This window comes from Bradyrhizobium sp. AUGA SZCCT0222 (assembly GCF_018130205.1).
In the GTDB taxonomy this organism is placed as follows: Bacteria; Pseudomonadota; Alphaproteobacteria; order Rhizobiales; family Xanthobacteraceae; genus Bradyrhizobium.
Genome location: NZ_JAFCLX010000019.1, coordinates 63230 through 86789 on the forward strand (window position 1 = coordinate 63230; position 23560 = coordinate 86789).

At 63.2% G+C, this 23560-nt stretch carries 26 protein-coding genes and 1 tRNA gene; 20 read left to right on the forward strand and 7 right to left on the reverse strand.

The annotated features are described in order from the left end of the window. Nucleotides 1-163: 163 nt before the first annotated feature. Nucleotides 164-331 (reverse strand): hypothetical protein, encoded by a 168-nt coding sequence (locus JQ629_RS18475; RefSeq protein WP_212413882.1) that lies wholly within the window; start codon nucleotides 329-331, stop codon nucleotides 164-166. A gap of 315 nt (nucleotides 332-646) precedes the next feature. On the opposite strand from JQ629_RS18475, the gene JQ629_RS37550 reads away from it, so the two are divergent. The 3 genes from JQ629_RS37550 (at nucleotide 647) to JQ629_RS18485 (ending at nucleotide 2135) form a co-directional block, all read left to right on the forward strand. After that, nucleotides 647-769 (forward strand): hypothetical protein, encoded by a 123-nt coding sequence (locus JQ629_RS37550; protein ID WP_283813455.1) that lies wholly within the window; start codon nucleotides 647-649, stop codon nucleotides 767-769. 28 nt (nucleotides 770-797) lie between these two features. Next, entirely contained in the window at nucleotides 798-1538 is a 741-nt protein-coding gene (locus JQ629_RS18480; RefSeq protein ID WP_212413883.1) for a hypothetical protein, read from the forward strand. A gap of 135 nt (nucleotides 1539-1673) precedes the next feature. After that, nucleotides 1674-2135, forward strand: coding sequence for a hypothetical protein (locus JQ629_RS18485; protein ID WP_212413884.1), 462 nt, complete (start codon nucleotides 1674-1676; stop codon nucleotides 2133-2135). 81 nt (nucleotides 2136-2216) lie between these two features. Here JQ629_RS18485 and JQ629_RS18490 read toward each other — a convergent pair whose 3' ends face one another. Next, a complete protein-coding gene (locus JQ629_RS18490; RefSeq protein ID WP_212413885.1) occupies nucleotides 2217-3236 on the reverse strand; it encodes a polysaccharide deacetylase family protein in 1020 nt (339 codons plus the stop codon). A 211-nt stretch (nucleotides 3237-3447) separates the two neighbouring features. On the opposite strand from JQ629_RS18490, the gene JQ629_RS18495 reads away from it, so the two are divergent. Both JQ629_RS18495 and JQ629_RS18500 read left to right on the forward strand, forming a co-directional pair. Beyond that, complete coding sequence (locus tag JQ629_RS18495; protein ID WP_212413886.1) at nucleotides 3448-3726, forward strand: hypothetical protein; 279 nt, start codon at nucleotides 3448-3450, stop codon at nucleotides 3724-3726. Between the two features lie 180 nt (nucleotides 3727-3906). Continuing rightward, nucleotides 3907-4122, forward strand: coding sequence for a hypothetical protein (locus tag JQ629_RS18500; RefSeq protein WP_212413887.1), 216 nt, complete (start codon nucleotides 3907-3909; stop codon nucleotides 4120-4122). Nucleotides 4123-4184: 62 nt separating this feature from the next. Here the strand turns inward: JQ629_RS18500 and JQ629_RS18505 are convergent, their stop codons facing one another. Next, nucleotides 4185-5873, reverse strand: coding sequence for an MFS transporter (locus JQ629_RS18505; protein ID WP_212035731.1), 1689 nt, complete (start codon nucleotides 5871-5873; stop codon nucleotides 4185-4187). Nucleotides 5874-6022: 149 nt separating this feature from the next. On the opposite strand from JQ629_RS18505, the gene JQ629_RS18510 reads away from it, so the two are divergent. The 7 genes from JQ629_RS18510 (at nucleotide 6023) to JQ629_RS18540 (ending at nucleotide 14004) form a co-directional block, all read left to right on the forward strand. Beyond that, entirely contained in the window at nucleotides 6023-7387 is a 1365-nt protein-coding gene (locus tag JQ629_RS18510) for a hydrolase (protein WP_212413888.1), read from the forward strand. A 153-nt stretch (nucleotides 7388-7540) separates the two neighbouring features. Next, nucleotides 7541-8947: a cytochrome P450 gene (locus JQ629_RS18515; protein ID WP_212413889.1), complete on the forward strand. Its 1407-nt coding sequence runs from the start codon at nucleotides 7541-7543 to the stop codon at nucleotides 8945-8947. Between the two features lie 57 nt (nucleotides 8948-9004). Continuing rightward, entirely contained in the window at nucleotides 9005-10417 is a 1413-nt protein-coding gene (locus JQ629_RS18520) for an adenylate/guanylate cyclase domain-containing protein (protein ID WP_212413890.1), read from the forward strand. Between the two features lie 201 nt (nucleotides 10418-10618). Next, entirely contained in the window at nucleotides 10619-11146 is a 528-nt protein-coding gene (locus tag JQ629_RS18525) for a tellurite resistance TerB family protein (protein ID WP_212268642.1), read from the forward strand. A gap of 216 nt (nucleotides 11147-11362) precedes the next feature. Beyond that, entirely contained in the window at nucleotides 11363-12142 is a 780-nt protein-coding gene (locus JQ629_RS18530) for an SDR family NAD(P)-dependent oxidoreductase (protein ID WP_212413891.1), read from the forward strand. A gap of 143 nt (nucleotides 12143-12285) precedes the next feature. Beyond that, entirely contained in the window at nucleotides 12286-13092 is an 807-nt protein-coding gene (locus tag JQ629_RS18535) for a glutamine amidotransferase (RefSeq protein ID WP_212413892.1), read from the forward strand. Nucleotides 13093-13194: 102 nt separating this feature from the next. Next, complete coding sequence (locus tag JQ629_RS18540; RefSeq protein WP_212413893.1) at nucleotides 13195-14004, forward strand: enoyl-CoA hydratase; 810 nt, start codon at nucleotides 13195-13197, stop codon at nucleotides 14002-14004. 129 nt (nucleotides 14005-14133) lie between these two features. Here the strand turns inward: JQ629_RS18540 and JQ629_RS18545 are convergent. Then, nucleotides 14134-14209, reverse strand: a tRNA-Ala gene (locus JQ629_RS18545). A gap of 182 nt (nucleotides 14210-14391) precedes the next feature. Between JQ629_RS18545 and JQ629_RS18550 the strand changes: the two genes are divergently transcribed. From JQ629_RS18550 to folD, 3 genes are read left to right on the forward strand one after another with little or no spacing between them, the layout of a single operon-like run. Then, nucleotides 14392-14682: a YggT family protein gene (locus JQ629_RS18550; protein ID WP_212268646.1), complete on the forward strand. Its 291-nt coding sequence runs from the start codon at nucleotides 14392-14394 to the stop codon at nucleotides 14680-14682. A 19-nt stretch (nucleotides 14683-14701) separates the two neighbouring features. Further along, nucleotides 14702-15031, forward strand: a complete 330-nt coding sequence (locus JQ629_RS18555; RefSeq protein WP_212268647.1) for a DUF167 domain-containing protein — start codon at nucleotides 14702-14704, stop codon at nucleotides 15029-15031. A 1-nt stretch (nucleotide 15032) separates the two neighbouring features. Continuing rightward, nucleotides 15033-15917, forward strand: a complete 885-nt coding sequence (folD, locus tag JQ629_RS18560; RefSeq protein ID WP_212210323.1) for a bifunctional methylenetetrahydrofolate dehydrogenase/methenyltetrahydrofolate cyclohydrolase FolD — start codon at nucleotides 15033-15035, stop codon at nucleotides 15915-15917. Nucleotides 15918-16035: 118 nt separating this feature from the next. Here folD and JQ629_RS18565 read toward each other — a convergent pair whose 3' ends face one another. The 3 genes from JQ629_RS18565 to JQ629_RS18575 form a co-directional block, all read right to left on the reverse strand. Then, nucleotides 16036-17517, reverse strand: coding sequence for a M20 family peptidase (locus JQ629_RS18565; protein ID WP_212413894.1), 1482 nt, complete (start codon nucleotides 17515-17517; stop codon nucleotides 16036-16038). 173 nt (nucleotides 17518-17690) lie between these two features. Beyond that, nucleotides 17691-18224 (reverse strand): inorganic diphosphatase, encoded by a 534-nt coding sequence (gene ppa, locus JQ629_RS18570; RefSeq protein ID WP_212210325.1) that lies wholly within the window; start codon nucleotides 18222-18224, stop codon nucleotides 17691-17693. 223 nt (nucleotides 18225-18447) lie between these two features. After that, nucleotides 18448-18957 (reverse strand): GNAT family N-acetyltransferase, encoded by a 510-nt coding sequence (locus tag JQ629_RS18575; RefSeq protein WP_192739389.1) that lies wholly within the window; start codon nucleotides 18955-18957, stop codon nucleotides 18448-18450. A gap of 288 nt (nucleotides 18958-19245) precedes the next feature. Between JQ629_RS18575 and JQ629_RS18580 the strand changes: the two genes are divergently transcribed. Genes JQ629_RS18580 through JQ629_RS18600 form a run of 5 tightly spaced genes read left to right on the forward strand, consistent with a single transcriptional unit; the run spans nucleotide 19246 to nucleotide 23525 of the window. Then, nucleotides 19246-20145, forward strand: coding sequence for an alpha/beta fold hydrolase (locus JQ629_RS18580; RefSeq protein ID WP_212413895.1), 900 nt, complete (start codon nucleotides 19246-19248; stop codon nucleotides 20143-20145). A gap of 7 nt (nucleotides 20146-20152) precedes the next feature. Then, nucleotides 20153-20620 (forward strand): DUF2269 family protein, encoded by a 468-nt coding sequence (locus JQ629_RS18585; RefSeq protein ID WP_212268652.1) that lies wholly within the window; start codon nucleotides 20153-20155, stop codon nucleotides 20618-20620. A gap of 8 nt (nucleotides 20621-20628) precedes the next feature. After that, on the forward strand, nucleotides 20629-21960 hold the full coding sequence (locus JQ629_RS18590; protein ID WP_212413896.1) for an SDR family oxidoreductase: 1332 nt from the start codon (nucleotides 20629-20631) through the stop codon (nucleotides 21958-21960). Continuing rightward, on the forward strand, nucleotides 21957-22364 hold the full coding sequence (locus JQ629_RS18595; protein ID WP_212413897.1) for a thiol-disulfide oxidoreductase DCC family protein: 408 nt from the start codon (nucleotides 21957-21959) through the stop codon (nucleotides 22362-22364). The genes JQ629_RS18590 and JQ629_RS18595 overlap by 4 nt, the downstream gene beginning before the upstream one ends. 6 nt (nucleotides 22365-22370) lie before the next feature. Beyond that, entirely contained in the window at nucleotides 22371-23525 is a 1155-nt protein-coding gene (locus tag JQ629_RS18600; RefSeq protein WP_212413898.1) for a serine hydrolase domain-containing protein, read from the forward strand. Nucleotides 23526-23560 lie beyond the last annotated feature (35 nt).

Below are 23560 nucleotides of genomic sequence, written 5' to 3' on the forward strand. Positions count from 1 at the left end.
CAGCTTTTGCGGTTTGACGGGCCTTAGACGAACTGCTGCACCATCCCAAGCAATGACGGGGTAACAGGTTCGAGTCCTGTTTGCGGCACCAGTTTTCCGACGGATCCGAGGCGTCTTGCGGAGTACCAAGATCATTCTGACAACCTCAGGGCTCGAGATCTATCTAGAACAATCCAAAAAAAGTTTTGGGCTTACTGTCAGCGATCATCTTGGCAAGGATGCGCTCATATTCCTCTTTCGTAACTTGCCGCTTCGCGCCACCGTACACGGCTGCAAGCGCTTCATCGGTCAGCACGTCAGGGGCTGCAATCTGTTGGGTCTGCGTGTTCACGGCTCTCTCTGCTGTTGAGTCGGGCGCGACCTTTCGCGTCCTGTGATTGGGAGAATGCCTGAAGGTGAATCGGCGCGCTGTTCCCCAGGTAACAGCCGGTTCTGTAGCGGACCACGTTCCAGCGATGGTGCCCGCTGTTCTCCGTCCCGAGGTGGCCGTGCCGGCATTTTCCGTGCCCATCCCGCGCCGTTAACCCTCCATTAACCATGTCGGCGCACCCTGCGTCGTCCCTTCTGGAAACGAGTGTGCGGCGAGAAGCCGTCTCCGCTGTCCCGGTGACCGGCTTTTTGCCTTTCCGAACCGTGGAGTAGAGCCATGTCTGAACCGGGCAAGGTGCAACTGGGGGTAAATTTGCTTTCCGCATTCACATCGACAATTGCCGTTGCCCTGGTCTTGGGCTTGCCAATGGCGGTCGCTATTATCTGGCTTTGCTCCTGATTTCTTCGCCTGGCCAGAGGGCAAGGCAGTGTTTGACTGGTGGAAATCGACAAAGCCTTCGACGAAGTCTGCCGACACGGGGCGCGTTGGCGGACCGCGCGCGATCCTTGAAGAAATACGCAGCCGCGTTCCGCGATACCTCGATGATGCCGATAACGGCAAACTGATCTATCCAGCCTGCAAGCGGGCGCTTTCGGATCTGGATGGCGATATCAGCTCGGTTTGGGATCACACCCGACTGGAAGCGATGCGATATGTGACGATGGTGCCAAGTCCGCAATTCGAGTTGCTGACCGGTGCGGACCGCCAGGTCGAGATGATGAACGCTTATCTGTTTCAGCGCCCTCACGACGAGACCGTGATTGATTTCACCGGAACTGCGACGACCGATTTTGCGATTGCTATTTTGGCCGGCCTCAATTGGCTGACACATTGCGCCCAATTGTCCGGCGTTCACCCAGGCAAGCAGTCCGGCACGATTCGTAATTTTCGAAGGATTGTCACGTTGGCGCATCAATGGTGGCTCACCGAGGGAGCCGGCGAACGCGCCAGCCAATTGCTTGATAATGGCGAGCAGCCACCGCTGATGTTCTATTTGATCTGGAACGACTACACGCAACTGGCAAAGCACGTCGCGGCGGCCACCGTATTTGGATCGTCCATCAACCGTGCAGCAAAGCTGGTTGCACTTCCCGCCGACCTCATTCCCCGTTTTGAGGCCGCTCAAGATCCCTTGGAACTGGCCGACGACGCAGCGCGGCCCCGGTAGCGTTTTGCGCGCCCACTGATTCGAATGCTGCTTGCGGCAACCCCCGCGCATCGGACACGCCCTTGCGTGACCTATCTCACATAACGATCCGCGGTCCTCGCCTAGTTTTCCCGCCACCAAAAACGGGAGACACACATGCGCAAATTCATTCTGATCGCAGGGTTCGTTTTGGCGTCTGCCAGCGCGCAGGCCGGGGATAAAAGAAGCCTCTCGCTGGCCGGCAGCGATACGCAAACAACCGCCGCACCGGCCAGGACCAGCGCGCCGCCGCAAATTGCCGAAGTTGCCGAACCGCCGAAGGCCGAAGCCCCGCGCGCGGCCGAGGCGCCCAAGGCGGAAACTCCGAAATATGTCGAGCGTCCGGCGATCGTCGAAGCCAAGCCTGACCGGTATCGCGACGAGCCGCGGTACAAGGACGAGCCCCGTTACAAGGACGAGCCGCGGTACCGCGACGAGCCGCGCTACAAGGATGAGCCGCGATATTCGGACTCGCGTCGATATGATGATGGTCCGCGATACGATAAGCCCCGGAGGTCACGCTACTGGACCGAACGGCGCATCATCAACGCGCTGCATCGACACGGCATTTACTGGTAATTCCAGAAAGCAAAACGCGCCCGCGGGATTGAGCCGGGGCGCGTTTTTGTTGTGGGTTGATGCCGGCGGTGCCGCGCTTGCCTACTCCTGAGCCGTCTGCACCACGCTGGCGATCGGGCGGCTGGCGACGGTCGGGACCTTGAGGTCCTTGACCAGCATCGCGTCATACTCGGCCAAGGTCTCGAGCTGCACCTTGGCCTTCATCAGCACGATCTTGTAGCCGCCGGCCTTGAGGCGGCGCAGCAGCGTCGGCAGCGCGGTCGCCGTGTGCTTCTGCAGATCGTGCATCAGAATGACGCCTTTGCCCTGCTTGTCGAGCTTGGTCATGACGTTCTGGATGACCTGGTCGGGACCGCTCGATTTGAAGTCGTTGGAATCGACGTCGACGGAGAACATCGAGATGTTTCGCGTGCCGAGATAGGTCAGCGCGGGTTGGGTGTGTCCGAGCCCGGGGAAGCGGAAGAACGGCGCGGGTGCAGCGCCGATCGCCATCTTCACGGCGCTAAAGCCCTTCTCGATCTCTTCCTTGGCCTGCGCTTCCGTCATCTTCTTGCTGTCGAGATGCGCGTGCGACCAGGTGTGCGAACCGACGGTGTGGCCGGCTACGAAAACCTGGCGGAGGATTTCCGGGTGATAGGTGGTGTGCTTGCCGACCGGGAAGAACACCGCCTTGGTGCATTCGTCCGCCAGCGCCTTCAGCACCGCAGGCGTGGTCGGCCAGGGACCGTCGTCGAAGGTCAGCACGACCTCTTTCTCGGTCAGGAAGTCGAATTGCTTGTATTGCAGGAAACCGAAACCCGGTCCGCCCGTGGTGTCGATAATGACGGTGCGGCTGACGCCGAGCGCATCGGGATTGGCGCAAACCGGTTTTGCGGCCACCGGCGCAGCAGGTGCGGGCGGCGGGGCCGGCTTCGTGAGCGACGCCGTTACCTCGACGTCATCCTTCGACTTGGCGGCGGCCGGCAACGGCTCGGCCTTGCGGGCGGCGACAGTTTGAGGGACTGCCGCATCAGCGCGCGGCGAGGACGTCCAGAACCAAACACCGGCGATCACAGCCGCCGAAACAACAGTGGCCAGCATCAGGCCTAACGCATTACGCATCGCTACACTTTCCACATAACGCAAGGGACACAACGCAACGGGCCATTAATGCCAATAAGGTCTTAACGCCTCCCCAACACGGCGCCGGGAGCCCAAGAAAGTTAGGGGCTTATCTCTGTGTGATGAACGTCACAGCGGGTGCGGGAACCCCGGTGCATGGTGTGGTCATCAACAACGGGCCCCGCACCTGCGGCGCCAATGGGAGCCGAAAATGACCGCTTTCTTCACCACCGTTCGCAACGTCAGTGTCGTGCTGGCCGTTGCCGCTTCGCTTTCCGCAGTTACCTCGACCGCGGGCTATGCCTTCAGCGAAGAAGCCCGCTCGCAGTGCTCGGGCGATGCCTTCCGCCTCTGCAGCTCCGAAATCCCGAACATTCCGAAGATCACCGCCTGCATGGTCAAGAATCGCTCCAACCTATCCAGCGGTTGCCGCGCCGTGATGGACCGCGATTTCGCCGCGCAGAAGTCCAGCAAGGTCGCCGCGCAATAATCCCATTCCGCTTCGGCTCTCGAAAAGCGCTTGCGTCGATGCGACGCAGGCGTTTTTTCGTTTCCCGGCCGCGGTTTCCGCGCCAAACCGTTTTTAGCCGGACCAGCTCCAGGCTGGCTTTCGCCTGAAAACGCGATAGAAGGCGGGGATCGTTTATTGCTGTGTGTGAAGGCAACTAAGATGACCAGATTTCTTTTCGTTATTCCCTTGGTTCTCATGACGTCGACGGCTTCGGCGCAGCAGCAGCCGGGCCATGACGCCTGCGCCCGCGACGTCTCGCGGTTTTGCCGCGCCCAGATGAATGACGGCGACATGGTCGTGCTGGCGTGCCTGCAGCAGAACCGCGCCCGTATCAGCAAGGGCTGTCAGCAAACGCTGGCGAGCCACGGGCGGTAACGCACTCCCGTCATTCCGGGCTCACGACTACGCCGCGCCCCGGAATGACGATGGTGGGATATCTACGTACTGCTCCCCGCCACGGTCGCGACCGGCAATACCTCGTTGGCGGCGCGGTCGGGCGTATCTTCCTTCCAGCGCACCGATCCGAACGGTCGCTCCAGCATGCGGCGCACGCGGATCGGCTCGGGTCCGAGGTGGAAGTCGATCGCGCGCTGGTGCAACGCGCGTTCGGATTGTGTCGCGCGGTTGCGCTGGCGCAGATAATCCAGCCAGGTCGGGCAGTGATAGCGTTCGGTCCACAATTCGGGATCGGCGATGTCGCGCGCGATCGACCAGCCATAGGCGCCGTTGCGCTGGCGACTCAGCTGCACTTCCTGCATCACATTGTGGAACAGCCGGGCGTTGTCCTGCGCCACGCGATATTCGATCTCGACCACCAGCGGTCCGCTGCGTCCGGTCAGCGACAGCCGCACTTCGGGATCGGCCAGCACTTCGGTGGCAGCCTCGTTGCGCGCGCCGACCGGCGGCATGCGCAGCCAAATGCCGAGAACAGGCGAAACCAGCATCAGGCCTGCGGAGACCAGCAATGCGGTCTCGACGCCGGCGTAGTCCGTCAGATGGCCCCAGCCCCAGCTTCCGACCGCGATGCCGCCGGCGATCGCGGCCTGGAAGGCCGCCAGCGAGCGGCCCGCGACCCAGCGCGGCGCCGAGAGCTGCACGCCGATGTTGAACAGGGCGACCGCCAGCATCCACACGCCGCCGGCGAGCACGAGGGCCGCTGCGGTCAGCGCCGCGTTCTTGCTGAACGCCACCGCGGCAATCGCGCCGGCCATCGATATCGCGCAGGCGCGCACCGCGGCTTCGCCGCTCAGCCGCTTGCGCACTTCCGTGATGTTGAGCGCCCCGATAACGGCGCCCATGCCGAAGGCGCCCAACATGATGCCGTAGGTTTGCGCGCCGCCATGCAGCAGATCGCGCGCCACCAGCGGCATCAGCGCAGAGACCGAACCGCCGATCAGTCCGGTGACCAATGTTCGTATCAGCACGATGCGGATCGACGGCGAGTTGGCGATATAGCGCACGCCGGAGACCATCGCGCGGTTGAGACGCTCGCGCGGCAGGCGCGACGGCTCATGGGTGCGGTTCCACAGAAACAGCACGACCATCAGCGGCAGATAGAGCACCGCGTTGACCGCGAACGCCGCTACCGCACCCGCGGTCGCTACCACGATGCCGCCGACCGCCGGTCCAAAGCTTCGCGCGATGTTATAGCTGATGCCGTTGAGCGCGACGGCCTGCGGCAGCGTTTCCGCCGGCACCTGCTCACTGACCGAGGCCTGCCAGGCCGGCCCGAACAACGCCATGCCGCAGCCGACGATGAAGCACAGCGCCAGCAGCACATTCGGGGTGACGAGGTTGAACCACGCCAGCACGGTCAGCGCGGTGGCGCCGACCAGTGCGATCGACAGCGAGACCAGCGCCACGACGCGCCGGTCGTGCATGTCGGCGATGGCGCCGGCCGGCATCGAGATCAGCATGATGGGGAGCATCAGCGCGGTTTGCACCAATGCGACCTTGTCGGCCGAGGACGTCATTTGCGTCATCGCCCAGGCCGCGCCGACGCCCTGGATCAACAGGCCGAGATTGGACACCAGGCTGGCGAGCCATATCCGGCGGAACACCGCGTGCCGCAGCGGCGCTGCGATGCTGTCGGCGGCAAAACGCGAGCGCTTAGGCTGGTCGGTCATGGTCCGTTCCGCCTGTCCCCTGTCACCGATTTGATTCCATTTGCATTTAGAGAGATGCCTGCGAAAACCCTGCCCTGTCCAGTAGTTACGCCGCCCTCGGTGGTGCTAGGACACAGCTAAAGTACTGAAAAGTAACGGAAGGTCACATAATGAGCCTATCGCGGCGATCGATCCTGAAAAGCGCCGGCGCGCTATCTTTGCTGGGCGGCCCCTTCAGATTCGGGGCGTTGGCACAGGCTGTGCCTGCGGCCGCCGAGATTCCGCCGATCCTGTTCGTGCACGGCAATGGCGATCATGCCGCGCTCTGGATCACCACGCTGTGGCGGATGGAGTCGAACGGCGTGCCGCACGAGCGGATGTTCGCGATCAATTTCACCGATCCCCTGGCGCGCAGCGACGACAAGCTGGAGCAGCCGAACCGCTCGTCGACCGAAGACCAGCGCCGCGAACTGGGCGAGGCCATCAAGGAACTGAAACGGCGCACCGGTGCGCCGCGTATCGCGCTGGTCGGCAATTCGCGCGGCGGCAATTCGATCCGCAATTATGTCAAGAACGGCGGCGGCGGCGATGTCAGCCATGCCGTGCTGTGCGGCGTTCCCAACCACGGCGTCTATGACTGGGACGACGGCCTCGGCGGCGAGTTCAACGGCCGCGGGCCTTTCCTGCGCGGCCTGAACGAGGGCGAAAACGAAGTCACTGATGGCACGGCATTTCTGACGCTGCGCAGCGACGCCATCGACAAATTCGCGCAAGCCGACGGCCGCTTCGTCGGCAAGCCGGGCACGCCAACCGGCGTGACCGCAGAAGGTCCGGCGCTGAAGGGTGCAACCAATCTGGCGCTCGGGGCAATCGATCATCGCGAGACCGCGTACCATCCGCGCGCGTTCCGCGAGATCTACAAATTCATTGCCGGCCGCGAGCCGTCGCGTCTCGATATCGTGCCGGAAGCGCAGGTCAGACTGAGCGGGCTGGTGACGGGCACGCCGACCGGCGTTCAGACCAACCGTCCGGTATCCGGCGCAACGGTCGATGTCTATCGCGTCTCCGCCGAAACCGGCGAACGCAATGGCGGGCCGATTCATTCTTCGCAGACCGGCGCCGATGGCCGCTGGGGTCCGGCGCAGGTCGACCCCAGCTGGTATCTCGAAATCGTGCTGACCTCGCCGCACGCGACCACGACGCATTTTTACCGTTCGCCATTCCCGCGCTCCTCCGACATCCTGCATTTGCGGGCCGCCCGGCCGCTCGGGTCTGCCGATTCCGGCGCCGGCGCTGTCGTGCTGATGTCGCGGCCGCGGGGCTATTTCGGCCTGCCGCGCGACGTGGTGCTGTTCGACGGCAAGGAGCCCAAGGACGTGAAACCGGGCGTGCCGACCGATTCGGTCACCACCCTGCGGCTTCCGGCCGAGGAGGCTGGCCGCGCCGTGGTGGCGCTGTTCAACCAGGAGCGAATTGTGGCGCGCGCCTGGCCGGCAGCGGAAAACCGGATTGCGGTAGCTGAGCTGACTTATTAGCTGTTTTCTCGACTATTACCGGTGCCGGCGCCTTTGTCATGCCGGGATCGGAGACATAGATAGGATTGTAGCCCGCATGAGCGCAGCGATATGCGGGGCTTTGGCACCATCCCGGATATCGCTTCGCTCATCCGGGAACCGAAAGTGGCGCCCATGAGCATCGCCGAAGCCTACGACATGCCGGTCGCCCGCGCGCCGCTGGTGCCGCCGAGCCCGCCGCGCGCGCCCGACGACATGACGATGCTGCGGCGGATCAAGGCGATCCGCGAGAACGTGATCGGCAGCTGGGGCCAGCGGGCCTATGAAGAGGATATCGTTCGCGGCCGTTTTTTCCGGCGCAGCACTTTCATTCTCAACACGCCGGATGCGATCCGGCATGTGCTGGTCGACAATTACGAGAATTATACGCGCACGCCGGCCAGCTTCCGGGTGCTGCGGCCGCTGGTCGGCGACGGTTTGTTGACCGCCGAGGGACGCGCCTGGAAACATCAGCGCCGAACGTTGTCGCCGGCCTTCACGCCGCGTGCGGTGACGACGCTGGTTCCGCACATGCTGTCGGCAACCGACCAGACCATCGCCAAGCTCAGGGCCGCCAGCAATGCGCCGGTCGATTTGCGCGAAGCGATGCAGCGGATGACGCTCGAGATTGCCGGGCGCACGATGTTTTCGTTCGGTATGGACCGCCACGGCGCCGCCTTGCGCAATTTCGTGACGGAGTATGGCGAGCGGCTGGCGTCGCCGCATTTTCTCGACATGCTGCTGCCGCCGCGCTGGCCAAGCCCGCAGGATTTCGCGCGCGCCCGCTTCCGCAAGCGCTGGACGGCCTTTGTCGGCATGCTGATGGAAGAGCGTCGCGCCGCCGGCAAGACCGAAGGCGCCCCGCCGCGCGATCTGTTCGACCTGATGGGCGCGGCGCGCGATCCCGAAACCGGCGGTGCCTTCACCGACGAACAACTCGGCGATGAAGTCGCGACCATGATTCTCGCAGGCCACGAGACGACTGCCACCGCGCTGTTCTGGTCGCTCTATCTTCTGGCACTCGACCCCACGACCCAGGAACAAGTTGCGGCCGAGGTGCAGGGCGCGAGCGTCAATGGCGAGCTCGCCACCGTAAACGGGGCGGTTGACATCGAGCGGTTGAAATTCACCCGCGCGGTGGTCGACGAGACCATGCGGCTTTACCCGCCCGCTTTCCTGATCATACGCGCGGCAGCAGGGCCCGATACGATCGGCGGCATGCCGGTGAAGAAAAACGACGTCGTGCTGATCGCGCCTTGGCTGCTGCACCGGCACGAAAAGCTCTGGCGTGATCCGAACGCGTTCGTGCCCTCGCGGTTCATGACGGGCACACCGCCCGATCGCTTCGCCTATCTGCCGTTCGGCGTTGGCGCGCGCGTCTGCATCGGCGCGCATTTCGCGCTGGTGGAGGCGGTGCTGGCACTGGCCAAGATGATCGGCGCGTTCCGTGTCAGCATGGTCGACAAGGCGCCGGTGATGCCGGTCGGCGTGGTGACGACCCAGCCGGACCGCTCACCGCTGTTTGCCATCGTGCCGCGGTGATGCGCATGGCGCATTGCTTGGCTTGGAGGCCCGCCCAATCTGCTCTAGGCTGCGATCATGAGTGACGTCAAAGCGCAATTTTCCATGCTCAATCAGACCGCCGATCCCGCGGTGGCCGATGCGATCCGGCTTGCGGTCGAGAACGGCCAGGATCATGAGCTCAACCGCATCAACGTGCTGGATTTTGCAAGACGGAGCGGGCTTGACGAAGAGCGGGTGATTTCGGGCTTTCTGCACGCGTCGCGGCTTGGATTGTTCGACCTGACCTGGAACGTGTTGTGCCCCGGTTGCGGCGGCGTGCTCGGCGCCCACAGCACGCTGAAATCGCTCAGTCCGGACGACTACCATTGCGGCCTTTGCGCCTGCGGTTACGAGGCCTCGGTCGACGAGCAGGTCGAGGTGGCCTTTACCGTCAGCCCCCGGGTCAGGCGGATCGCCGCGCATGATCCCAATACGCTGCCGGTCTGGGAATACTACAAACAGATGTTCTGGAGTTCGGGCATCGATTTCGACGCGGCTGATATCGCGACGCTGGCCGACGAAGTGACGCTGGATACGCTCGAGTTGCCGGCGGGCGAGAAGGCGGTGCTGTCGCTGCAATTGCCGAAAGAATTCATCATCGTGTTCGAACCGGTGACGCATTCGGCTGAGTTCATCGACGTTCAGGGCGAGCCGACCAAGGAGCGCCAGCAGCTGTCGCTGGTCTACAACAAGACCCCGACGCCGACAGGCGGAACCAGGACCCTGCGTCCGGGACCGTTGCGATTGTCGCTCGACAATCAGGCCGATGTGCGGACGTTGCCTACGGTCTTTATCGCTGGTGATGTGATGCATCACCTGATCGGCAAGCGGAAACCGTTTCTCACGGCGAAGCGGATGCTGTCGAACCAGACCTTCCGCGACGTGTTCAAGGCCGACAATCTCAGCGTCGATCAACGCCTCAAGATCACGTCGCTGACCTTCCTGTTCACCGATCTGAAAGGATCGACCGCCTTGTACGAGCGGGTCGGTGATCTCGCCGCGTTCGACCTGGTGCGCGCGCATTTCCAAGCGCTGCTGGAAATCATTTCGTCGGAAAAGGGCGCCGTCGTCAAAACGATTGGCGATGCCGTGATGGCGACGTTCATCAAGCCGGAACATGCGATCGTTGCGGGCTTGCGCATGCGCTCCGCGATGGACGCCCTCAATGCTGCGCGCGGCACCGAGGACCTGGTCGTCAAGATCGGCATTCACGAGGGCCCGTGTCTTGCCGTCATGCTCAACGAGCGGCAGGACTATTTCGGCCAGACCGTGAATATCGCCGCCCGTGTGCAGAGCCTGTCGACCTCGCAGGAGATGCACATCACCGGTCCGGTGATCGAGTCGCCTGCGGTTGCTGGCATCCTCGAGAGAGAAGCGATCAAGCCGATCCAGAAAGAGGCGGCGCTGCGCGGCATCGCCGACAAGATCGTGGTGTACGAAATACCGTAGGACAGGTTCCGTCATTGCGAGCGCAGCGAAGCAATCCATAGCGCGGCATCGGAGAGATGGATTGCTTCGCTTCGCTCGCAATGACGCCGTAGGGGCCAGAGATTGCCTAAACGTAATGCTCCCCCGGCAGGCCCCACGCATTGCGTGGCCTGGTTTCCACGCCATATAACCGCTACCAACCTTCGTTCCACAGAGGTGTCGATGCTCGACGGACTTCGCCAATTCATCGCCGACATTGTCTCCCCCGATGCGAATCAGGATCGGGCGTTCGACGATACCGGGTATCTTCTGGCGGCGACGGCGCTGCTGGTTCACGTCGTCTCGCTCGACGGCGAGCCGACGGCGCTGGAGAAGCGCAAATTGCACAGCCTGATCGAAAGCCGCTTTGAGCTCGATCCCGGCACCGCGGACCGATTGATTGCCTCGGCGACGCGGGTCGAAGGCGACGCGGTCGATCTCTATCATTTCACCAGCGTCATCATGCGCAGCGTGAATGAGGAGGGCCGCCTGCGCATCGTCGAGATGATGTGGGAAATGGTCTATGCCGACGGTGACGTCACCGAGTTCGAGGATAACGTGCTCTGGCGCGCCGCAGATCTCCTGGGCGTCTCGTCGCGCGACCGGATCGATCTCAAGCACCGTGTCGCGGAGCGGCAAGGAAATTCTGAGGGCAAGTCTCAAGGCAAGCCCCTCGCGGGCGCGACGAAGGCGGCCGACGCGACAACGTAAGCGCTGTGCCTGGCCGCAGATGACGAAACTTTAATGTGGAGCGCGGCCCGCGATCCCGACGCGCGATAGACCCTGAAAATACTGGACTTCAATCCAGCAAATGCGTGCCTTTGCATGGCGACATGCTTGCGGGGTGGCTTGCGTCGCACCACAAGCCTATGCTCTCGTTCTCCCGTTGGGCGGTATTTCCGTAATTCATTTTAAGAGCATTCGATCGTGACTGAGCGTGTGGCGCTGATCACCGGTGCATCGGCGGGCATAGGCACCGAACTGGCGCGTGTGTTTGCTTCCAGGGGGCATCGTGTGGCGCTGGTGGCGCGGCGCGCGGACCGGCTGACGGCGTTGGCGGCTGAAATCACGGCGGCCGGCGGTGCGGCGCCGATCGTGATTCCCTGCGATCTCACCCAAACGGGGGCAACCGACCAGATTGCCGACGCACTGACGGCGGCCGGCGTCGAAGTGGAATATGTCGTCAACAATGCCGGCTTCGGCGTGTTCGGCAAAGCGATCCAGCGCGATCGCGCCGATCAGCTCGACATGATCACGGTCAACGTTCGCGCGCTGACGGATCTGTCGCTGCGGTTTGCCGATCAGCTGATCCGCCATCGCGGCGGGCTGCTCAACATGGGCTCGGTCGCAGGTTTTCTGCCCGGCCCGGGGATGGCGGTCTATTACGCGTCCAAAGCCTATGTATTGTCGTTCACCGAAGCGATGCGGGCGGAACTGGCGCCGCGTGGCGTCCGCGTCACCGTGGTGTGTCCGGGCCCGGTGCCGTCGGAGTTCCAGGCCCGCGCCGGCTTTGCGCCCGGATTTGATTCGGTGATCCTCAACGTCCTGCCCGCCGATGTCGCCAAGCAGGCCTATGACGGGCTGATGGCCAACAAGCGCGCGGTGTTGCCCGGGCTTGGCATCAAGATCGTGCCGTTCCTGCTCCGGTTCTTCCCGCGCTCGTTCATCCTGGGGGCGGTCGGCCGTTTCCAGCTGCGCAAGCGCTGAAATGGCGGCGTGATACGCCTCACAGACGCTCTGGCCCGCGATTTGCTTACAGATATTTGCAAATATCTGCAGGCCCCGCATGAACTCACCTGAAATTAAGACTCACTTAGGTATGGTTTTGGTTTGAGGCCCTGAGCACGTCGATGTCGTTCCGGTCGCGAAAAAATGGCGAAAACGTCCTGCCCTTTCCGGGGCAAAGGGCGCTGGCCGCCGCGCCGACCCAAGAAACCCTACCTCTGCTGCCGGTCCTGATCGTCCTGCATCAGGAGAGCTCGACGCCGGGCCGGGTCGGCAACGCGCTGCGTGCGCTGGGGCATACCCTCGACATTCGCCGCCCGAGGTTCGGCGACCCTCTGCCGGAGACGCTGGATCTGCATGCCGGCGCGGTGATCTTCGGCGGCCCGATGAGCGCCAATGACGGCGACGAATATGTGCGCCGGGAGATCGACTGGATCGAGGTTCCTCTGCGCGAACAGCGGCCATTCCTCGGCGTCTGCCTCGGCGCCCAGATGCTCGCCAAACAATTGGGCGCGCCGGTAGCATCCCATCCGCAAGGCCGTACCCAGATCGGCTATTACCCGATCCGCCCGACGAAAGCCGGCCACGCGGTCTGCCCGAACTGGCCGGATCAGGTTTACCACTGGCACCGCGAGGGGTTCGAGCTGCCGGCCGGCGCCGAATTGCTGGCGGAAGGCGACGACTTTCCGGTGCAGGCGTTCCAGTCCGGCCATGCCTTCGGCTTCCAGTTTCACCCCGACGTGACCTACGCGATGATGCATCGCTGGACCACGCGCTGCGAGATAATGGATTTGCCGGGCGCGCGGGCGCCGCATTCGCACTTTGCCGATCGCGCGGTGCACGACGTCGCTGAGCGCGCGTGGCTGCAGCAATTCATCGCCGGCTGGCTCAAGCGCATGCCGGTGTCGATCATGTCGGAAGCTGCGGAATAGCCGCCACGCGGAATTTCCCCGCGCCTCCACGCGCCTTTCAAAATCATCAGATGTGGTAAGTTGCTTCCCAGAAGTCTGCGTAACAGACGATGGGAGATCGCCATGGACTATCAGCACATTCTCTATGAGGTGAGCGACAAGATCGCGACCATTACGCTCAACCGGCCGGACCGCATGAACGCGTGGACCGCGATCATGGAGCGCGACGTGCGCCATGCGATGGAAACGGCGGCCGCCGACGACAATGTGCGCGTCATCGTGCTGACGGGTGCGGGTCGCGCGTTCTGCGCCGGCGCCGATATGGAAGGGCTGAAGGGGATCGATCCCAACGAAATCAGGCGCGGCGAGAACACGCCGTTCGACATGAACCGGCGCGCCGACTGGCAGACGCGCTACGCTTATTATCCGGCGATTCCAAAACCCGTGATCGGCATGCTGAACGGCGCCACCGCCGGCATTGGCCTCGTGCATGCGCTGTATTGCGATCTGCGCTTTGCCGCCGACAACACCGTGTTCACGACCGCGTTCTCGCGCCGTGGGCTGATCGCCGAGCATGGCATCAGCTGGATGCTGCCGCGAATCGTCGGCCACGCCAACGCGCTCGATCTGCTGATGTCCTCACGCCGCGTTTCCAGCGAGGAAGCGCTGCGCATCGGCCTCGTCAACCGGCTCTATGCGCCGGATCAATTGCGCGAGCAAACCTACGCCTATGCCCGCGACCTCGCCGATTTCGTCTCGCCCAGCGCGATCTCGGTGATCAAGCGCCAGCTCTACGACGTGCCGTTCCAGACGCTGGCGGAAGCCACCATCGATGCCAACCGGGAAATGCAGATCGCGCTCAAGGGCAGCGATTTCAGGGAAGGCGTGGCGAGCTTCATGGAAAAGCGGCCGCCGAGGTTTACGGGGAAGTGAGGGGGTTGTGTGCTTGTGGAACCAGCCCGCCGTCGCCCTTCGGGCTATGGCGCGGCAGCCTTCGCTAGCTTCGCTACGATAGAGCACGGCGTGGCTTGCCGAGCCGTAGCTTGCGAAGCAAGCGAAGGCTGGTGGAGCCAGGCGGGATCGAACCGCCGACCTCGTCATTGCGAACGACGCGCTCTCCCAGCTGAGCTATGGCCCCGTCGCGGCCGCCCAAACTGAGAACAGGCGACCGACAATCGGCGCCATTTACAGTCCGGCCCAAGGTCAAGTCAAGAACGGTTAAAGCTCCGATTCCGGGGTCTTTTTGATGGGAACTTCCCTTGTTTGCGGGGGGATGAACCGATATCTAGCAGGTTACCCCACCTGCGAGCCCCCTCCATCATGCGCGCTGTCCTCGACATCATCTCCATCGTCCTCGACCTCTATATCTGGCTATTGATCGCCTCCGCCATCCTGTCCTGGCTGATCGCCTTCAATGTCGTGAATACGCGCAACCAGTTCGTCGCGGCCGTGGCCGAATTCCTCTACCGGATCACCGAGCCGGTTCTGGCGCCGATACGCCGGATGCTGCCCAGTCTGGGCGGGCTCGATATCTCGCCGATTGTCCTGATCCTGATCATCATGTTCATCCAGCGGGTGATCGCCTACTACATCTATCCCAACGTCATCTGATCGAGGGCGCCGCGAATTGATGGATCCTTGGCGTTATTCCACCGAGGGCATCAGTGTGGCGCTGCGGGTCACGCCGCGCGGCGGCCGCGACGACATCGACGGGATTGAAACGCTCGCCAACGGGCGTTCCGTGGTCAAGGTGCGGGTTCGCGCCATCGCCGAGGGCGGCGAGGCCAATCGCGCGGTCATGGAACTGATGGCAAAGGCGCTCGGCGTGCCCAAGGCCAGGGTGAAAATCCTGTCGGGCGTGACATCGCGTCTCAAGCAGGTTGCCGTCGACGGCGATCCCAAATCGCTCGGCGATACCTTGCGCAGGCTGACCGCAGTCAAACCGGATACGAAGGATTGAGATGACCGCCCGCATCATCGATGGAAAGATCATTGCAGCAGAGCTCCGCGGCCGCGTTGCCGGCGAGGTCGCACGGATCAAGGCCGCGCATCAGATAATTCCGGGGCTCGCGGTGGTGCTGGTCGGCAGCGACCCGGCGAGCCAGGTCTATGTCCGCAGCAAGCACAAGCAGACCCAGGAAGCCGGCATGGCGTCGTTCGAGCACGTGCTGCCCGAAGACGTTGCGCAGGCGGACTTGCTGGCGTTGATCGCGCAACTCAATCGCGATCCCGCGGTGCATGGCATTCTCGTGCAGCTGCCGCTGCCGAAATCGCTGCATACCGAGACCGTCATCAATGCGATCGATCCCGCCAAGGATGTCGACGGGCTGCATCCGAACAATGCCGGGCGCCTCGCCGGTGGTTTTGCCGCGCTGTCGCCGTGCACGCCGCTCGGCTGCATTATTCTCACCAAGAGCGTGCATGCCTCGCTCGAGGGCATGAATGCCATCGTGATCGGCCGCTCGAACCTGGTCGGCCGTCCCCTGGTGCAGTTGCTGCTCAATGAAAACGCGACGGTGACGATCGCACATTCGCGCTCGCGCGATCTCGCGCAATTATGCGCCCGCGCCGATCTGGTCTATGCGGCCGTCGGCAAGCCGGAAATGGTGCGCGGCGACTGGATCAAGCCGGGCGCTACCGTGATCGACGTCGGCATCAACCGCCTGCCGGCCGCCGACGGCAAGACGCGCCTGGTCGGCGACGTCGCCTATGCCGAAGCGCTCAACGTCGCCGGCGCGATCACGCCGGTGCCGGGTGGCGTCGGGCAAATGACGGTGGCGTGCCTGCTGGTGAACACGCTGCGCGCGGCGTGTGCGATTCATGGGTTGCCGAAGCCGGCGGTGTAGCTTGCCGTCATTCCGGGATGGTCCGAAGGACCAGACCCGGAATCTCGAGATTCCGGGTTCGATGCTTCGCATCGCCCTCAGATGTGCAATTGCACATCGGGGAATGACGGCCACGCCGTCACCCCGCCGCGTTCTCGATCAGCCGCCGATAAAACCGGATCATGTCGGCATAGCCTTCCAGGCTGAGGCGCTCGTTGGTGCCGTGGAAGCGCTTCAGATCGTCGGAATTGGCGCGCACCGGCGAGAAGCGGAAAATCTTGTCGGTGATCCCGGCAAAGTGGCGCGAATCGGTCGCGCCCACCATCAGTCCGGGCGCCACGATGACGTCAGGAAATACCTCGCGGATGGTACGGTTGAACATCTGGAACGATGGGCTCGCGGTGCCCGTCACGGGTGGCGGATCGGTGTTGCCGGGGAACGGTTTGATCGAAATGCGGTCGTTGCGGATCGTGCTGCGCACATGGTCGGTGACGCTGGCCTGGGTGTCGCCTGGGATCATGCGGAAGTTGACGGTGGCTTCGGCGTTGCCGGGCAGCACGTTATCCTTGTCGCCGGCATTGAAAATCGTCAGCGCCGTGGTGGTGCGGATCGTCGCCTCGCTCGGGCCGTTCTTCTCGAACTCGCGGAGCAACAGCGGCTTGAACAGCCACAGGTTCGACAGCACCACGCGGTTGAAGCCGTTCATCTCCGGCGCCAGCGTGTCGAACATTTCGGCGACTGTGCCTCGGATATACATCGGCAGGCGATGGTCTTCGAGCCGCGCCAGCGCCGCGCTCAGCATGCCGATCGCGGTGTCGCGCGGCGGCATCGAGGAATGACCGGGCGTTGCCTGCGCGTTCAGGACCAGCGTGGCGTAGCCCTTTTCGGCAACGCCGATCAGCGCCGCTGATTTGTCGAGGCCCTTGATCATGCCTTCGGTGATCAGGAGGCCCTCGTCGACGACGAAATCGAGGCGGACGCCGCGCGAGGCCAATAGCGCCGCGATGGCCTTGGCGCCCGCGGTGCCGGCAGTTTCCTCATCATGGCCAAAGGCAAAGTAGATCGTTCGCTTCGGCCGGAAGCCGCCCTTGATCATGGTCTCGGCGGCCTCCAGCATCGAATAGAGGTTGCCCTTGTCGTCCCAGGAGCCGCGGCCCCAGATGAAACCATCGGCAATGGCGCCATCGAAAGGCGGCTGCTGCCAGTCCTTCTCGGTGCCGGGCGCGAACGGCACCACGTCCTGATGCGCGAGCAGCGCGATCGGCGGCGTTTTGGGGTCGGAGCCTTCCCAGGTGTAGAGCAGGCTGTACTGGCCGACGATCTCGCGCTTCGCCGCGGCGTGGAACGCCGGAAAGCTCTTCTCGATATGCGCCTGCATGCCGCGCAAGGCCTCGGCGTGCTGGTCGGGGTTTTCGTGGCTCGAAATGGTGCGGAAGCGGATCGCCTCGCTGAGGCGCGCCGCAACGGCTTGCGCGTCAACCGCCACGCGTGGGATGGCGGCCACCTGAATTTGCCGCGAACCATGGCTGACGACGTTGAACGCCAGCACGCCGGCGAGGATCACGATAGCAGCGATCAGGAGCAGCGCGAGATTGCGAATAATTCTGACCAGCCGGCGCATGGGTCTCTCCGTCATGGCCGGAGAAGCCGTCTGAAGGACGGCGTCGCTCCTGCTCACCTATGCCCGGCCATCCACGCCTTTCTTTCTGCGCGTGACCAAAGACGTGGATGCCCGGCACAAGGCCGGGCATGACGAGATTTATCACAAAGAATTGGTCCCGGGGCGCTAACCGCCTACTTCTTCCCCTGCGCCCGTTCGATGCCTTCGATGATCAGCCTTTGGGCGTCGTTGGCATCGCCCCAGCGCAGCACCTTGACCCATTTGCCGGGTTCGAGATCCTTGTAGTGCTCGAAGAAGTGCTGGATCTGCTGCAGCGTGATGTCGGGAAGGTCGTTGTAGTTCTTCACCTTGTCATAGCGCTGCGTCAGTTTCGACGTCGGCACCGCGATGATCTTCTCGTCGCCGCCGGCCTCGTCTTCCATCAGCAGCACGCCGACCGGCCGCACGCTCATGACGGCGCCCGGCACGATCGCGCGGGTATTGGCGACCAGCACGTCGCAGGGATCGCCGTCGCCCGACAGCGTATGCGGGATGAAGCCGTAATTGCCGGGATAGCGCATCGCCGTATAGAGGAAGCGGTCGACGACCAGCGTGCCGGCTTCCTTGTCCATTTCATATTTGATCGGCTCGCCGCCGACCGGCACTTCGATGATGACGTTGACATCATGCGGCGGATTCTTACCGGTTGAAATGGCGTCAATGCGCATGGAGGGCTCCGTGGTTGCTTGGCGCAGTCGTGTTTCGACTGGCTGAATGGTCATGCCTGGCAAATGCGCCAGGCGCGTGTTCCGCGCTGGATCCCCGGCGTATCCATCGCATGCAGGCGGCTATTAGAAATGATGGGAGGCTAGGTCAAGCCATACTGAAGGCGCGAGTCGCGCTTTCGTCTGATAGGACGATCAGGTCGAAAATGGGCGTTTCAGGCTTGGCTCAGTTGGTCCAGGCGAAGGCGACCTTGTCGAGCGATTTGGGCCCGAACTTCTCCGACGAGCGGGCGACCATGCGGCCGCCGAGCGCGCGATAGAACTCCGTCGCGGGATCGTTGTCGGACAGCGCCCAGATCACCATGCTCTTGAGGCCGCTCTGCAACAGATCGCGGCGGGCGGAGGTGAAGAGGCGGCGGCCGAAGCCGAGACCCTGGAATTCCGGACGCAGATAGAGTTCGTAGATTTCGCCTTCGAAATGCAGGCTGCGGGCGCGGTTGCGGCCGTAATTGGCATAGCCCGCGACCTTGTCGCCGAACACCAGCACGCTGACGCGGCTGCCCTTGCGGATCGCGCTGTCCCACCATTGCGGACCGCGACGGTTGATCAGCTTTTCAAGTTCGGCGCCGGGAATGATGCCCTGATAGGCCGAGCGCCAGGCTTCGTCATGGGTGGACGCCACCGCGGCTGCATCCGCAGCTTTGGCCGGTCGAACCTCGATCAGGGTTGTGCTCATGACCCCAATCAAAGCAAGTCAGCGCGTTGTCTTCAAGGTCCATCGTTAATTATCGGTTAACCTGTGGATTTTCTGCATCAGTTTACCGCCCGGCTGTACCGAAAGAGGACAAGAGGCTGACTTTACCGGCATTTCGTTGATCCTCGGCCGGGCTAAACCATGCTCAGAATGATATCCGGGAACGTCTCCAGGAATTCTGGCACGGAAAAATGCGCTGGATTTGATTCGCCGCCGGTATTCTGTTGTCGAATTCGGATTCCCCATCCTTCGGCTGCGTCAGGCCAATTCATGCATCCGGCTAAAGTGTTAATCGCAGTGGTTGTGCTTGCCGCGCTCGGTGTGAAGCCCGGTGCGGCCCAGCAAAACCTCGGCGCGCAAGGCACCGAGGGCGAACCTAATCGCCTGCAGCAATGGCTGGTGCCGTCGCCTGACTTCGGTCCCCCGTCGCATGCGGCGTTGTTTCGTCCACCGGGCGCCGGCCCGTTTCCGCTCGCGCTGATTGCGCATGCCACCACCCAGAACGTGTTGCGTCGCGCGCAAATGCCGCAGCCCGAATACCGCGCGCTCGCCGCGTGGCTGGTGGCGCGCGGCTTTGCCGTGCTGGTGCCGGAACGTCCGGGCCATGGCGCTACCGGCGGAAAATATCTCGAGGATCAGGGCGGCTGCGACGAGGCTGATTACGCCAGGTCAGGCCGCGCCACCGCTGATGTGATCGCAGCGGCAATGGGCTTTGTGCGCAAGCAACCGTTCATCCGGTCAGACGGAATGATCGTGATCGGGCACTCGGCCGGCGGCTGGGGCGCGCTGGCGCTGGCCAGTGAATATCCGAAGGATGTTGCCGCGATCATCGCCTTTGCACCCGGGCGCGGCGGCCGTGCCAATGATTTTCCGGGTCAGGTCTGCGCACCGCACACGCTGATGGCCGCCGCACGGGAATTCGGCAAAACCGCGCGCGTGCCCGTCACATGGCTGGTGGCGGCCAATGACAGCTATTTTTCGCCTGTTCTGTCGCGGCAACTGGCGGACGCGTTCCGCAACGCCGGCGGCAAGGTCGATTTCCGCGTGCTCGGGGCCTATGGCAGTGAAGGGCACTGGCTGCCGGAAACCGAAGCTGGTGTAACAAGCGCTGCCAGTGAACTCGATCGCGCCTTGAAGCTGCGCGCGCCGAACCCGGCCAAAAAACGATGACACAACAATGACGCTGTACTTCGCGATCAAATATCTGCACGTGCTTGGCGCCATCGTCATTCTCGGCACCGGCAGCGGCATCGCGTTTTTCATGCTGATGGCGCATCGCAGCGGTGATGCTTCCTTCATCGCCCGCACGGGGTCGACGGTGGTGATTGCCGACATGCTGTTCACGCTGACGGCGGTGCTGCTGCAGCCCATCACCGGCGGTCTTTTGATGATGCTGTCATCGACGGGATTTGGCGAACTCTGGATTTCGGCCTCGCTCGGGCTGTATGCGGCGGCGGGGCTGTTCTGGGTGCCCGTGATTTTCATGCAGATCGAGATGCGCGATCTGGCGCGCGTCGCCGCGGCTGCGAATGCGGCGCTGCCGCCGCGCTATTTCGCGCTATTCCGGCGCTGGTTTCTGTTCGGTATTCCAGGCTTTGGTTCGGTCATGGCGATCCTGTGGCTGATGATTGCGAAGCCGGTTTAGGTGAGAAAATGAACTCGGAAGTCGCTACTCGAAAAATCCTCGTCCTCGGCGCCTCCGGGCTGATCGGCAGGTTCATCACCGATGATCTGCGATTGCAGGGCTTTCAGGCGATTGGGGTCGCGCGGCATTTCGAACCGTCGCAAAAAACCAGCGCCTCCGACCTCGAGCTTCCGATCATGTCGATGGACGCAGCCTCGCTGGCGCGGCTGATCCGCGAGCGCGAGATCGATGTCGTGGTCAATTGCCTCGGCGTACTGCAGGACGGGCCGGGCAGCGACACCCGCGCGGTGCATCGCGATTTCGTCGAGCGGCTGCTGGCGGCGATCCGCGACAGCGGTCGCGCGGTGCGTTTTGCCCATATCTCCATTCCCGGCACCGCCGATGAGGACCGCACCGCCTTCAGCACCACCAAGCGCGAGGCCGAGCGGCTGATCGCCGCCTCCGGCATCCCGCACGCGATTCTGCGTCCGGGATTTGTCGTGGCGCCTGCAGCCTATGGCGGCAGTGCGATGCTGCGCGCGCTGGCGGCATTCCCGCTGCAATTGCCCGGCGACGAATCGGCGACGCCGTTCCAGCCGGTGGCGGTCGAGGATGTTTCTGCGACCATCGCCTGGCTCGCCACACGCGACATCGGCGATCCCGCGGCAAACGCCGTGACCTGGGACCTGATGCAGCCGCAGCCGATCACGCTTGGCAATGTCATCGATCAATTCCGCTGGTCGTTCGGCACTTCCCACATGCCCCGGATCACGCTGCCCGGTTTCCTGCTCAATCTCGGCGCCAGGTCCGGCGATCTCGCCAACAGGCTGGGCTGGATGCCGCCGATGCGCTCGACGGCGATTGCCGAACTGCGCCGCGGCGTCACCGGCGATCCCGCGAGCTGGATGGCGGCGACCGGCATTGTGCCGACGACGCTGGCGCAGGCGGTGGGCGGGCATGCTGCCACCATCCAGGACAAATGGTTCGCGCGGTTGTTCCTGGTCAAGGCGCTCGTGATCGCGAGCCTTGCGGTGTTCTGGATCGTGTCGGGTTTCATCTCGCTGGTGATCTCGTTTTCCGCCGCCGCCGATATTCTGCGGGCGCACGGTTTCCCGTCGTGGCTGGTCAATCCGATGACGGCGATTACCAGCCTGATGGATATGAGCATCGGGGTGTTGATCGCCTTTCGCCGAACCGCCGCGGTCGGACTGATCGCGGGCATCGTCGTCGCGCTGGGCTACATGGTGGGCGCTGCGATCCTGACGCCGGATCTCTGGATCGAGCCGCTCGGCGCGCTGGTCAAGACGGGGCCGGCGATCGTGCTGATGTTCGTGGCGCTGCTCACTTTGGACAACAGATGACGGCATGGCCGGACGATGACGTGATCCTCTACGACGGCGTCTGCATCTTCTGCTCGCGCTGGGTCCGCTTCGTGGCCACGCGAGACGCTGAACGCCGCTTTCGCTTCACGCCGATCCAGTCCGGCTACGGCACGCGGCTGGCACAGGCGTTCGGCATCAATCCCGATGATCCCGATACCAACGCCGTCGTTCATGGCGGCGTCGCATATTTCAAATCCGACGCGGCGCTGACGGTGCTCGGCGCGCTGCCGGGCTGGGGATGGACGCGTGCGCTGTTTGCGGTGCCGAAGCCGTTGCGCGACGGCGTCTACAGCCTCGTCGCGCGTAACCGCTACCGGATTTTCGGCAAGTATGAGCAATGTTTTGTGCCCGATGCCGATATGCGCGCGCGGGTGATGGAGTAGATTCGCATGATTGGCGCCATTGCACATCCCACACATCATGTCCCGGCGGGTGAGGATTTTCTGCTGCTGTCGCCGACCGAGCAGGCCTACGCCTATCGCAATGTCGATCGCATGTTCGTGACGCGCGCGATCCGCCGCGGCACATCAGTTCTTCCCCTGCAGCGCGGTGAAGAGATATCGCCGCAGTATCAGGCCGATGGGAAAACGCACGGCGTCGATGCGTATTTCGGCCGTGCCAATGTCGCCGGGTTGCTTGTCATCAAGGACGAAAAAATCGTTCTGGAACGCTACGCGCTCGGGCTGGAGGAGAACGTGCGCTGGTCCTCGATGTCGATGATCAAATCGCTGACATCGACGCTGATCGGCGCCGCCTTGCAGCAGGGCGCCATCGGCAGTCTCGAAGATGCTGTCTCGAAATATATCCCGGCGTTGCGCGGCTGCGCCTATGACGCCGTCACCATTCGCCACCTGATCACGATGTCCTCCGGCGTGCGCTGGAATGAGGATTACACCGACCGGAATTCCGACGTGAACCGCTACAGCAAATCGCTCGGCGACAAGGTCCCCGGAGGCGTGCTGGCGCTGATGCGCAGCCTGAAGACCGAACACCGGCCCGGCAGTCACTTCAACTACAACAGCGGCGATACCTATTTGCTCGGCAGCCTGCTGTCGGCCGCGACAGGGAAAACGCTGGCCGATTACATGTCGGAGACAATCTGGTCGCCCCTCGGCATGGAGTTCGACGCGTTCTATACGCTGGAGTCCGAAGGCGGCCAGGAAATCGGCGGCAGCCGTGCCGGAATAGCTTTGCGGGATTTCGGCCGCTTCGGCGTGTTTCTCCTGCGTGGCGGCGTGATCGACGGCGCGCCCGTGCTGCCATCCAACTGGATCGAAAGCGCCGCCCATCCCGCCTTCGTCCTCGACCCCGAAACCAATCGCTACGGCGCGCGCGGATACGGCTACAGCTGGTGGATCGATCCCGACGGTTCGATGGTCGCCCTCGGCTTTGCCGGCCAGGCGCTCTACGTCAACCGGAAAGCGGGGGTCGTCATCGTCACCCTGTCATGCCAGCCGCAGCCGCCGTATGCGGCGAGCTATCGCGTCGATCTCAAGGCGGAGCAGCATCTGTTCAAGGATGCGGTGCTGGCGGAGGGCGGGTGATTAGAGACTGACTTACTCTGACGCTCTTTGATCCG